Annotated in this window: 11 protein-coding genes; 2 read left to right on the plus strand and 9 right to left on the minus strand. The window is 60.0% G+C overall.

From position 1 onward, the window contains the following. Nucleotides 1-79 precede the first annotated feature (79 nt). The 9 genes from G5154_RS05565 to G5154_RS05605 all read right to left on the minus strand — a co-directional run bounded on the left by G5154_RS05565 (nucleotide 80) and on the right by G5154_RS05605 (nucleotide 10,179). A complete protein-coding gene (locus tag G5154_RS05565) occupies nucleotides 80-1,051 on the minus strand; it encodes a formate dehydrogenase subunit gamma (protein ID WP_421250483.1) in 972 nt (323 codons plus the stop codon). Further along, on the minus strand, nucleotides 1,048-1,671 hold the full coding sequence (gene fdh3B / locus G5154_RS05570) for a formate dehydrogenase FDH3 subunit beta (RefSeq protein WP_043556381.1): 624 nt from the start codon (nucleotides 1,669-1,671) through the stop codon (nucleotides 1,048-1,050). The genes G5154_RS05565 and fdh3B overlap by 4 nt, the downstream gene beginning before the upstream one ends. A 4-nt stretch (nucleotides 1,672-1,675) precedes the next feature. Then, the gene (locus G5154_RS05575; protein ID WP_421250484.1) at nucleotides 1,676-4,552 is read right to left on the minus strand and encodes a formate dehydrogenase subunit alpha; all 2,877 of its coding nucleotides are present in this window, start codon (nucleotides 4,550-4,552) and stop codon (nucleotides 1,676-1,678) included. Between the two features lie 23 nt (nucleotides 4,553-4,575). Then, nucleotides 4,576-4,779 carry a transcriptional initiation protein Tat gene (locus G5154_RS05580; RefSeq protein WP_005303194.1) on the minus strand — a complete coding sequence of 68 codons (204 nt, stop codon included), beginning with the start codon at nucleotides 4,777-4,779 and terminating at the stop codon, nucleotides 4,576-4,578. 101 nt (nucleotides 4,780-4,880) lie between these two features. Continuing rightward, the gene (locus tag G5154_RS05585) at nucleotides 4,881-5,498 is read right to left on the minus strand and encodes a TorD/DmsD family molecular chaperone (RefSeq protein ID WP_421250485.1); all 618 of its coding nucleotides are present in this window, start codon (nucleotides 5,496-5,498) and stop codon (nucleotides 4,881-4,883) included. Between the two features lie 10 nt (nucleotides 5,499-5,508). Beyond that, the gene (locus G5154_RS05590; RefSeq protein WP_421263896.1) at nucleotides 5,509-7,254 is read right to left on the minus strand and encodes a 4Fe-4S binding protein; all 1,746 of its coding nucleotides are present in this window, start codon (nucleotides 7,252-7,254) and stop codon (nucleotides 5,509-5,511) included. Between the two features lie 103 nt (nucleotides 7,255-7,357). After that, nucleotides 7,358-7,951 (minus strand): DUF3306 domain-containing protein, encoded by a 594-nt coding sequence (locus G5154_RS05595; RefSeq protein ID WP_421250487.1) that lies wholly within the window; start codon nucleotides 7,949-7,951, stop codon nucleotides 7,358-7,360. After that, on the minus strand, nucleotides 7,944-8,498 hold the full coding sequence (locus tag G5154_RS05600) for a DUF3305 domain-containing protein (protein WP_421250488.1): 555 nt from the start codon (nucleotides 8,496-8,498) through the stop codon (nucleotides 7,944-7,946). The genes G5154_RS05595 and G5154_RS05600 overlap by 8 nt, the downstream gene beginning before the upstream one ends. Nucleotides 8,499-8,898: 400 nt before the next feature. Beyond that, nucleotides 8,899-10,179, minus strand: coding sequence for a hypothetical protein (locus G5154_RS05605; RefSeq protein ID WP_421250489.1), 1,281 nt, complete (start codon nucleotides 10,177-10,179; stop codon nucleotides 8,899-8,901). Nucleotides 10,180-10,471: 292 nt separating this feature from the next. Between G5154_RS05605 and G5154_RS05610 the strand changes: the two genes are divergently transcribed. Continuing rightward, on the plus strand, nucleotides 10,472-11,329 hold the full coding sequence (locus G5154_RS05610; RefSeq protein WP_100645365.1) for a formate dehydrogenase accessory sulfurtransferase FdhD: 858 nt from the start codon (nucleotides 10,472-10,474) through the stop codon (nucleotides 11,327-11,329). Between the two features lie 15 nt (nucleotides 11,330-11,344). Then, nucleotides 11,345-12,211: a helix-turn-helix transcriptional regulator gene (locus G5154_RS05615; protein ID WP_013723539.1), complete on the plus strand. Its 867-nt coding sequence runs from the start codon at nucleotides 11,345-11,347 to the stop codon at nucleotides 12,209-12,211. The last annotated feature ends 1 nt before the right edge of the window (nucleotide 12,212 follow it).

Here is a 12,212-nt window from a genome sequence, read left to right on the forward strand (position 1 = left end):
CAATCAATTTACCATCACGATCGACCTGCCATCAAAAGGGGCGCCGCAGCGCCCCTTCCCTTTACTCTTTGTCCGACCGTCAGCTTGATTTACCCACCTTGGGCTCATCGAGGGTGTGCTTCACCTCTTCATACCAGAGGTCGTGGTGCTCCTTGGCCCAGGTCTCGTCCACCTCACCGGTCACCATCCCCTCCAGCGCCCCTTCCAGCTGGAACAGGCCCATGTAGATATGGAAGATAAAACCGCAGATAAGGATCAAGGCGCCGACGATATGGATAAAGCTGGCCCACTCCATCTGACGGCGCAGCTGGCCGAAGATGGGAAAGTCCAGAAACAGCCCGGTCGCCACGACTATGCCGCCAAACCAGATGAGCAGCCAGAAGATCGCCTTCTCGCCGCCGTTGGAGAAGCCCGCCGAGGGGTGACTCCCCTTGTGGGGCCCCAGCATGCCGCCAGCCTTCATAAACCACTGCACATCCACCATGTTGACGATGTTGTGGCGGAACCACTTGATGAGTACACCGAGCAAGCAGAGGAAGAAGAGCGGCCCCACGTAGTTGTGGAACACCTTGGCGAACCAGATCCAGTTCTCCCACACCCCCATGCTCACCACCGGCTTGATGAAGTACTTGCCATAGATGATGGCCAGCCCTGACCCGGAGAGGGTCAGGAACATGGCCGCCGTGGTCCAGTGCAGCGCCCGATCCAGCCGGCTCCAGCGCTTGAGCTTGCGCCCGGTACGCGGTTTGGAGAGCTTGGTCGGCCCCACCACCCAGTACATCAGGCCGCACATGGCCAAGGAGCCGAAGATGGCGATGGCGCCGAGCGGCGACACCCACTTGGTCTTCACCTCGAACCAGAGCTGACCCGGCACCGAGATAAGCACCCCGTGCTCCGGCGAGCGGGAGGTGGTCACCCCCTCCTGCCCATCCTTCACCGCCCGCCAGTAGTCGGCGCCGGCAAAACCGACCGCCTCTTTCTCGGCGTCGGCGAAACTTGCGGTACTCACCAGCAGCAGGGCGGCAAACAGGGCCATTAGCCAGGTTTTCATGCCGCCCCTCCCTTGCCCGCCTTGCTGGCGTCATGGAACAGCTCCTCACCGCTGCCCCAGCCCGCGTCCTTGGCGCCGCGATAGGCGACCCGCTCGCGGAAGATATCGGAGATCACCTGCGCATCCCCCGCCAGCAGCGCCTTGGTGGAGCAGAGCTCGGCACACATGGGCAGCTTGCCCTCGGCGATACGGTTGGCACCGTACTTCTGGCGCTCCGCCTCGCTGTGATCCTCTTCCGGGCCACCGGCGCAGAAGGTGCACTTGTCCATCTTGCCTCGATCGCCAAAAGCGGCAGTCTTCGGGAACTGGGGAGCCCCGAACGGGCAGGCAAACAGGCAGTAGCCGCAACCGATACAGAGATCCTTGTTGTGCAGCACTATGCCGTCATCGGTGTGATAGAAGCAGTCGGCCGGACAGACCGCCATGCAGGGGGCATCTGTGCAGTGCATGCAGGCGACCGAGATGGAGGTCTCACCCGGCAGGCCGTCGTTGAGGGTCACCACCCGGCGGCGCTGGATGCCCCACTCCAGAGCATCGTCGTTCTCGTTCTTGCACGCCGTCACACAGCCGTTGCACTCGATGCAGCGCTTGGTGTCACACATGAATTTCATTCTGGCCATGGGATCAGGCTCCTACTTTGCGAAAACGGCACAGGGTGACCTTGGTCTCCTGCATCTGGGTGACCGGGTCATAGCCATAGGTGGTGACTATGTTGACCGACTCCCCCAGCACATAGGGATCAGACCCTTCCGGATATTTGGATCGCAGATCCTTGCCCTCGAAGTGGCCGCCGAAGTGGAACGGCATAAAAGCGAGCCCCGGTTTGACCCGCGGGGTCACCAGCGCCTTCACCTTGACCCGGCCCCCTTCCGGCCCCTCGACCCACACGTCCTGACCGTCGCGCACGCCGACATCGTTGGCATCCGCCGGATTCATCTCGACGAACATCTCCTGCTGCAATTCAGCCAGCCAGGGGTTGGAGCGAGTCTCGTCGCCGCCCCCCTCGTACTCCACCAGACGGCCGGAGGTGAGGATGATGGGGAACTCCTTGCTGACGTCCTTCTCCTGCACCGAGGCGTACTGGGTCGGCAGGCGCCACAGGCTCTTGGCATCGGGCCAGGTGGCGTAGTCGGCCAGCAGATCCCGGCGCGGGGTGTAGAGCGGTTCGCGGTGCTTGGGCACCTGATCCGGGAAGGTCCACACCACACAGCGCGCTTTGGCGTTGCCATACGGCACAAAGCCGTGCTTGATGGCAACCCGCTGAATGCCGCCAGAGAGGTCGGTCTTCCAGTTCTTGCCCTCGGCCTCCTTCTTCTCGGCCTCGGTCAGCTCATCCCACCAGCCAAGCTGCTTCAGCAGGTCGGCAGTGATCTCGGGATAGCCGTCTTCTACTTCACTTCCCTTCGGCCAGGAGTCTTCGGCGAGCAGCGAGACGCCCTGATACTCGATGCCGAAGCGGGCGCGGAAACCGCCGCCCCCTTCCGACACCGGAATGCTGGTGTCGTAGAGGATGTGGCTGCCGGGGTGCTTCATCTCCGGGGTGCCCCAGCAGGGCCACGGCAGACCGTACACTTCGCCACTGACCGGGCCGCCCTCGGCCTTGAGGTTGGTCTTGTGGAAGGTGTGCCAGTTCTGCTGGTGTGCCTTGAGCCGCTCCGGGCTCTGGCCGGTGTAACCCACGCTCCACATGCCGCGGTTGTATTCGCGGGTGATGTCTTCCAAGAGCGGCTGGTTGTTCTCTACCTTGATGTGCTTGAACAGCTGATCGGCAAAGCCGAGCTTCTTGCTCAGGAGATACATGATCTCGTGGTCGACCTTGGATTCGAACAGGGGCTCGATCACCTTGTCGCGCCACTGCATGGAGCGGTTGGTGGCGGTGACGGAACCATAGGTTTCGAACTGGGTGGTGGCCGGCAGCAGGTAGACGCCGTCGGTACGATCGTTCATGACGGCAGCGACTGTGGGATACGGGTCGACAATCACCATCATGTCGAGCTTTTGCATCGCCTTCTTCATCTCGGGGCCGCGAGTCTGGGAGTTGACCGCATGGCCCCAGTAGAACATGGCGCGGATATTGGAGCCCTGCTCGATGAGATCGGCGTTCTCCAGCACACCATCTACCCAGCGGGAGACCGGAATACCGTTGTTGTTCATCGGCAGCTTGCCGTTGTAGGCCTTGTTGTCAAAGCGGGCCTTGATCCACTCGTAATCGACGTCCCACACCCGGGCCCAGTGCTTCCAGGAGCCCTCTTCCAGCCCGTAGTAGCCGGGCAGGGAGTCGGAGGTGACGCCAAAGTCGGTGGCGCCCTGCACGTTGTCGTGACCGCGGAAGATGTTGGTGCCCGCCCCGCTCTTGCCCACGTTGCCGAGGGCCAGTTCGAGGATGCAGTAGGCGCGGGTATTGTTGTTGCCTGTGGTGTGCTGGGTACCGCCCATACACCAGACCACGCAGCCGGGGCGGTTGTCGGCCAGCAGCTTGGCGGCGCCATAGACCTGCTGCTCGTTGAGGCCGGTCACCCGCTCCACTTCCGCCGGGGTCCAGCGCGCCACCTCTTTTTGCACCTCGTCCATGCCGTAGACGCGGGTGCGGATGAACTCCTTGTCTTCCCAGCCATTCTTGAAGATGTGCCAGAGCATGCCCCAGATAAAGGCGACGTCGGTGCCCGGGCGCAATGAGAGGTACATGTCCGCCTTGGCGGCAGTGCGGGTGCGGCGCGGGTCGACCACCAAAATCTTGCAGCCGTTGCGCTCTTTGGCCAGCAGGATGTGCTGCATGGCGACCGGGTGGGCCTCCGCCGGGTTGGAGCCGATAAACATGATCGACTTGCTGTTGTGCATGTCGTTCAGGCTGTTGGTCATGGCGCCGTAGCCCCAGGTATTGGCTACGCCAGCGACCGTGGTGGAGTGGCAGATCCGCGCCTGGTGATCCACGTTGTTGGTGCCCCAAAGCGACGCCATCTTGCGAAACAGGTAGGCCTGCTCGTTGGAGTGCTTGGCGGAGCCGAGCCAGTAGACGCTGTCGGGGCCGGACTCCTTGCGAAGGCGCAGCACTTCGTTGCCCACCTCTTCGATGGCCTGATCCCAGCTGATGCGCTGCCACTTGCCGCCCACCAGCTTCATCGGGTACTTGAGGCGACGCTCACCGTGCCCATGCTCGCGCAGGGCCGCCCCCTTGGCGCAGTGACCGCCAAGGTTGAAGGGGTGATCAAAGGCCGGCTCCTGACCGGTCCAGACGCCGTTCTGCACCTCGGCATAGACGCCGCAGCCCACCGAGCAGTGGGAGCAGATGGTGCGCTTCACCTCGACCGGCACCCCGGCCGCCACAGTTTTGGCTTCGGCCCGCTGCATCATGGCTGGCGCCAGCCAACCGGCGGCCACTGCGCCACCGGCCACCAGACCTGAGTTGACCATAAAGGCGCGACGGGTCAGCCCCTGACCGCGAATGGCCTGATTGCCCTGCTCGCCCACTTGGGGCTGCTCGGCACGTTTTGTCAGTTTCATGAATTCTCCTTCACTGATCCGGCTCAGTCAGTGCCGCGCAGGGTGCGATAAAAGTCGTGGACATGGGGGGTCTCCCGATAGCCCTTGTCAGGCTCGGTGTCGTGGGTCAGCACCTCTTTGCCCACCACCCGACCGGTGGCACCGGCCAATACGCCTATGGTGGCGACCACGCCAACTCCCTTGATCAGATTGCGGCGGGACGGGTCTTTCAGCTGTTCATCGCTCATTCTTGTGACCTCTGTTGTTGTTCTTGCCAGCGCCTGCGCGCCAGCTTCGCGTCCAATGGGATATCTCGTCTGTTCGTTTTGTTGTGGGTGGATAGAGGCATTCAGCCCGGCACCACGCAGGCGCCAAACGGCAGACGCAATTCGTTTTCCAGCTTGAAGAAATCTTCGGCAAGGGCCCCGACCGCCCGGTAGAAGCTGCCCCCTTTCGCCTGTTGCTGATCGCGGCAACAGGCGAGTACCCAGGGGGCAAGGTGGCGCTCATAGAAGCGGTTGCGCTCCGGGTGTTGCTCGCCAATCAGTACCGCCATCACCTCACAGAGGGCGGCGAGATGATCTTCCGGCTCACACACTCCGCTCTGGCGCTCGAAACCGAGGGACTGCAGATCTGCGCGCAATACCGCCAGCGGCAGCTCCATCAATGAGCCGGTGAGATACCAGGAGGCAAACGGCACAATCTCCCCGCGCCCCAGCCCGATAAAGAGATCCTGATACTCCTCGGCAAGCTCGTTTTCGTGGTGGCTACTCGCCGCCAGCTGCACCAGTCCGAGCCCTCTGGCAAAGGGGCCCGGCATCGGCTGCAACCCTTGCAGCCAGGCGAGCTGTTCGCCACGGGGGGCGGCGCGCCAGAGACTCGCCAGCAGGGCGTAGAGATCGGCGCTGCTCTGTTCCAGTTCGGTCATGGTCAGTTCGCCAGCCTCTTCGTTATGTTGTTCACTCATCACTGGCCCCTCATACCTTGAGCTGGGAGACGGGATCCGCCGCCAGCGCTGCAAACACATCCTTGACCCGACACTCCTCGCACATCAGCAGCCGCTGAGCGGCCTCGTTCTGGAAGTGGGAGTGACCGGCCAGTTTTTGCTGGATGCGGCGGATCATCGAGGCGGGCGCGAACGGCTTGGAGCAGCGAATGCAGCAGGCAGCCTCTTCGGCTTTCAGGCTCTGCACGGCGCGGCGCGCTTCGGGCACCGGCTGCAGGCGGGGCACCAGTACAATGGCCTGCTCAGGGCACGCCTTTTCGCACATGCCGCACTGGATGCAATCCTGCTCGATAAAGTTGAGACCCGGCGTGTGCCCAACCGCATGCAGGGCGCGGCTCGGGCAGACCGCCACGCAGCCCATGCAGAGGGTGCAGTCTGCGTCTTTCAGCTCCACGCTGCCGTAAGGGGCGCCGTGGGGCACCGCCAGCTGCTCGCGGCTCCCTTCGTTGGCCTGCCAGAGGGCATCGAAGGCGGCAAACAGGTTTTCCCGTTTGTCCCCTTTCAGCGGCTTCACCAGCAGGGCAAGAGCTGGTTCACCGGAGATCGGCTTATCTTGTTCGGCATCCGGGTTAAACAGGGCGATGCGATCGGCAGCAAGCCCAGCGCCCGCCAACAGCACGGCGGCGCTGGCCAGCTCCCGCTCAACCAGCGCACGGACGCTTGCGGGGGCATCGTCACCGAGCGCAATGCGCACTGCGCTGGCGCCATAGGCAAGGGCGGCGAACCAGCTCTCGATGCCTAAACTCGCGCTCTCCTCCACCCAGACCGGCAGCCAGTTGGCGGGCAAGCGGGTGAGCTCGGCCTCAACCCATTCGCGATCGCTTTCACCAGCGATCAGCAACTGGGGCGCTTCGCCGCCCGCCTCGCGGTAGTGCTTGAGCAAGCGCAGCAGGTAGTCGCCGCTGGTGTTGGCATCGGGCTGGTGATAGGCAATGGCGCCGGTCGGACAGGCTGAGGCGCAGCTGCCAAAGCCCTGACAGAGATGGGGATCGATCTGGATGCGACCATTGATGGGCTTGAGGGCATCGGTCGGACAGACATCGAGGCAGCGGCTGCAACCGGGCACGCCGCGGGCGGTAAAGGCGCAGGCCTCGGAGTCGAGACGAAAATAGCGCGGCTTGTCGAAGATACCGGTCAGCGCACAGAGCTCGGTGAGCCGTTCGGCCAGCCCTTGGTCATCGGCAAGATGCAGATAACCGACCGGCGGGCGCTCCAGCGCAAAGAGCGGGGCGCGGCCCAGATCGGCCACCAGATCGAAGCGCGGTTCGCTACCAACAACCGTTTGTTGTGGAAAGCAAAGCGCCGCCAGATTAACCCGCTCACCCTGACCATTGAGGCCGGTGAGCTGGAACTGCCCCAGATACCCTGTCAGGCTCGGTTCGCGCAGGGTCAGGGCCGCGAGGGATGCGGTGGCATCGAAAATGGTTTCGAGATCGGCCGCCTCGGCGTCATGCACCGATTCGGTCACCAGCAGGGTGGGCTTCACCCCGGCGGGCAGCAGGCTGGCAGCGCGGCGAATGCGATCTTCCGGGCCGACCAGCAGCAGGCGCCCCTGACTCCGGTAAGAGACAGTGGCCGGGATCAGGTTGTCGGTCTTGACCGTATGCTGCAGGGCATAGGCGCGAGCGCGCGCGTTATGCTCGGCCGCCCCCGCCTCGCGGGCTAGATTTGGGGCCAGATTTGGGGTCAGATTTGGCAATGTTTGTTCAGTGCTCACATACGCTCCTGTGCGCGCCACCTCATGGGATGGGCGCTTGTTGGTAAGCCGAGAGAGCAAGAGGCGAGCCAACTCCCCCGGAAAAAAAGTGACTGACAGGGAGTCAGGATCCTGAGGGTTCCATTCCCCCACCTTTGGTTGGGACATTTTGTCCACCAGAGGAAACCAAAATGTCCCGATCGTCGGTGTGGGTTTGAGAATGGTTATCAGCCAGCTCGTCGGCGGCAGGTTCGCTGGCAACCGCCCCCGGTTCGGCGGATCCGCTGGCCGGATTGGCCGATTCGCTCTCCGGGGCGGTTACCTGATCCACCAGCCAGTTGCGCAGCCCGGCAGTCAGGGCCGCGGGCAGCAATTCGGGCTGGCTGAAATCCTGGGTGTAGTCGTCGAGCCCATCCGGTTTGTGGCTGCGAAACATGGCCCGCAGCGTCTCCTTGTCGGGGAGTTTGGCCTTGCCCGGCTGGGCTGTTGTTAGCGGCGGTTCGCCACTCTCTGCCCCCTCAACGGCAAGAGGTTCACAGCTCCCCTTGTCAGTGCTGACTACGGGGCTATCCAGCGATGTATCTGGTGTTTCACCTTCGCCACTGCCTTCGATAGGGGCGGCAACTGCCTCGGGGATAACCTCTTCCCGTGGCTGCAATACCTGATGCTTGCGCGCCTCACTCTTGCGAGACGACCAGCGCTTAAGGAACTCACTCATGGGCGCGATTTCCGCTGTCACAGCCACGCTCGCGGCCATCGGGGCCTGTGGCTTTAACGGCACCGCAGCTGGCTTGATCCTGGCTATCGACACCCAACTGATCCTGCGCCCGCCCCTTGCCCTTCTTGCCCTTGCGACGGGCCTCCAGCAGCTCGCCGTGGCGGCCGATAAAGGCCTCCACCCAGGCTTGCAGCGCCTCGGGCAGCGGGCAGGAGAGCACCTGCCGCTCGCCATCCATATAGGCAGCGGCCACAGTCTGGCTCAGGGTCAGACCATCAGCCACAAAGCCAGTGTCCACACGGCTTCCGGTGACAAACAGGCGGGGCGAGCCGGAGCTCAAATTGAAGCGATAATCCCCCCGCTCATCACGAAACAGGGTAAGGGGCAAGGCACCGGCAGCCTCGGGCTCGGCGGGATGAAGCGCCGCAATCTCGAAACGGCGGCTCTGCCAGCGGCCAACCTGGCTGTCGATGGCCTTTAACTCCAGTTGCAGCCAGCGCTGCGGGGAGAGGGGTTTGGTTGTCTCTTGCACTGTCACGGCTCCCATCAGAAGGTCTCTGCCGAGCCGCCCTCCCCCGTGATCCACCCAGTTCGAGGCAGATCAGAGCAGGAGATTCAGGGCGGCCACGGCCATCAATGGGATAGGACATAGCAAGAGTGGGGCCAAGGCCGGTTTGGTGGTGGATGGAGGCTTTAATGCGGGTTGGCCTGTCATGCGGAATATGGGTTGGCGCGGGCGTAGGTTGGTGCAGAGCGCAGCGAAGCCCAACATGCGGAGTAAAACCAATCAGCCTGTGTATCTGATCGTGGGAATGGCAATAATCGAATAACGCTGAATTATCCGATTATTGCCTTGATAAGAATGTTCACGGTAAACGTTGGGCTTCACTTCGTTCAGCACCAACCTACAATTTTATCCAACATACGTTATATCGGATGGCCAATATTTATGCAGCGTTACTCTCATCCTTGGGCTGACTTCGTCCGGGTTTATCAACCATTGATTGCGCTAACGAAAAAACCTTATCTCGAAACTCAGGTATATTTTTTAATGCTTCTCTAAAGCCACTTGATTCAGCAAGCTCATGCCATGGAGTGCCATGTGATGTACCTTCAACAAGTCGTAATGGAGCCTCTTCAACCCTTGTTAAGGCAGACTCAAATAAGCGAGCCTCTAGTTTTTGATCAATTCTTGAAGCTTCTTTTCGATAACCCTCATAAGCTTTTGCGACAGAAGCTTTAAAGCCATAATCCTCTGCAAGCTTAAATCTCTGACCTATTTGTTTTGTTGACAACCAAGCAAACCAGAGTGGTGCCCCAAGGCTAACCACAGCCAGCATAAAATGCATCGATACCATACCCCATTTGGGGTCTGGAGTAGATAATGAACTTGTGAGAATTTCAATACGCTGAGCACCTACATACCATGCTGCACCTAATGAACATAGCAGACCAAAAACCCATACCCACATTGACTTGGCTAGTTGTTTAGCTCGCTGGTCAAACGCCCCAGCCAGTCCTTTGCTGGTTGTAATGCGATATGCATCCTCACAATTACTTACTAGCTGGTCAGATGTTAATTTATTTTCTGTGATTAAATTTAAAAGTCCTTCAACCTCTTCTTTGGCCATAGAAACTTTTGAAGATGTCTTCAAAACATCTTGTCCTATGGACTCAACCTTTTTTCTCGCAGCTTTCAAGTCTTCCAGGTCTGATGGTAATGACTCTGGTGCTTCCGTTGCTTCGTTAATTAATTTAATTTGTTTATATAGCCTATCTTGGTCGACATCAATTTGCTGAATTTTGGCTTGCAACCCTTTTAAACGACGCGATATGGCTGGTGGCATTGAATTTGGATCGTTGGATACAACCCATGATATATAAGGTTCAACAACACTGGATATCCAATTTAAAGTGTCGATATAGGCAGGAATTGCTTGATGTCCATTGCCATTATAAAAATATGGCAATGTATAAGATTTTAATCTCTCAAGTTTCTCAGGAATGCCATCGATTATTTGGAGGAATTTCTCATCATCAGTTTCTAACTTTACACGTCTAATTTTATCGGCAAGAGATATGGGTAAATAAGCTAATTCCTTTCTATCTAAGACCGGATGATGCCACCCAAAAGCCTCATTGAGTGTTCGATTATCGCGCCATCCATTCTGCACAGCCTCACCGAGGCTATCCAACGCATTACATAAGTTCTCAATTTCTTCGTTCATACTTAATCCAGATTATTAGCGTCGAGAGGCAAAAAAACTACAACAACATATCCATTTAAATGCTAATTTTCACACCTAAAAATTAGTTTTTCATAAGTCTAACCATCTGTGTTTTCAAAGAAAAGCATGGCTACTTATTTCTTTGTCAGAATGGGAGCCTGCTCGCTTTTATTAAGACAACATAATTATGCTTTGCGTACCATCACTCTGACATTTTGTCCGTCTCATTAATCTGGAACAAAACTTGCTGTATCCCTCCCCTTAGATCCCAGCAACCGGTCGCGAGGGGCCCATGACACCGACCTTTATCAAAAGCAATGCTGCCGCCCAGCTCACCATGGCCGTCGAGGTGATGGATGAACAGGGCACAATGAACACCCGCCAAATCGCCTGTGAGCGGCCACTGACGGTTTACCTCAACTGGAAGGAAATCGTCACCCTGATGACGCTGGGAGCCCGCCCCGAGGCGCTGGTGCTGGGTTATCTGAAAAATCAGGGCTTTATCGAGGATATTTCGGCCATCGAGTCGGTGATCGTCGACTGGGAGAGCGAGGCCGCCGCCGTGGTGAGCAGCCAGCAGGCAGCCGATCTCGACAAATCCTTGGAGAAGAAGACGGTCACCTCCGGCTGCGGTCAGGGCACCATGTATGGCAGCGTGATGAAGAAGCTCGAAGGGGTCGTGCTAGCGGCGCCTGAGCTTAAACAGAGCACTCTTTACTCCCTGCTCAAGGCGCTGTCGGCCCATAACGAAACCTACAAGATGGCGGGGGCCGTGCATGGCTGCGCCATCTGTCGCGGTAGCGAAATCCTCTCCTTTGTCGAGGATGTGGGGCGCCACAATGCGGTGGATACCCTGGCGGGCGAGCTCTGGATGCGCGGCGAGGCTGGCCACGACAAGATCTTCTACACCACGGGGCGGCTCACCTCGGAGATGGTGATCAAGGTGGCGCAGATGGGCATTCCGGTGCTGCTTTCGCGCTCCGGCGTCACCCAGATGGGGCTGGATCTGGCCCGCCAGCTCGGCATCACCATGATTGCCCGCGCCAAGGGGCGCCATTTCGAGGTATTCAGCGGCCACGACCATATCGTGCTGGACGAGAAGCCGCCGGTGCTGGCGCCCAGTCCGGCTGGTCGCGGGATGCGGGACTAAGCCATGAATGAGTTTATGAACGTCAAGCAGGTGGCGGAATACCTCGATCTCAACGAGAAGAAGGTCTACCAGCTCGCCAACGAGGCGCGCATCCCCGCCACCAAGGCGACCGGCAAGTGGCTGTTTCCCCGCTCCCTGCTCGATCGCTGGCTGCTCGGCAGTTGCCACGAGGGGGTAATGAACGACCGGCTGCTGCTGGCTGGCTCGGACGATGTGCTGCTGCACTACGCAAGCAGCCGCTTGGCACAGCAGCTCGGCACCCAGGCACTGGTGGGCTACACCCCGTGCGGCACCCGTCAGGGGCTGGCGATGCTGGCGCGCGGCCATGTGGATCTCTGCGCCATCCACTGGGGGCAGGCCGAGGAGGCGCACCTGCGCCACCCGGCGCTGGTGCAGCAGTATCAGGGCCACCGGCAATGGGTGATCGTTCATGGATTCAGGCGGGTGCAGGGGCTGGTGCTGCGGCAAGGGCTGCAACCCAAGGAGGCGAAAGAGGCGCTCGACTGGCGCTGGGCCATGCGTCAGGAAGGCGCTGGCAGCCAGCGCGCCCTGCAGGAGTGGCTGCAAACCCAGGGGGAGTCGCTGACCCGACTGGAGCGCACTCTCGAGGTCAACAGCGAGCGGGAGCTGGCCGCCGCCATCAGCCGTGGCGATGCGGACGTCGGGCCCGGCGCCCAGAGCACCGCCACCGAGTTTGGCCTCGGCTTTATGCCGCTGTCGCAGGAGTGTTTCGATCTGGTGATGCCGCAGGGGGTCTTCTTTCGCACCCTGCTACAACAGCTGATCGGCTGGCTGCAATCCCCCGAGGGGCGCGAGCTGGCGGCTCGCCTCGGCGGCTATGACCTGACCCAGAGCGGCAAGCTGGTGTGGAGCCCGCAGTAAA

This window comes from Aeromonas sp. 600527 (genome assembly GCF_049175415.1).
In the GTDB taxonomy this organism is placed as follows: Bacteria; Pseudomonadota; Gammaproteobacteria; order Enterobacterales; family Aeromonadaceae; genus Aeromonas; species Aeromonas veronii_A.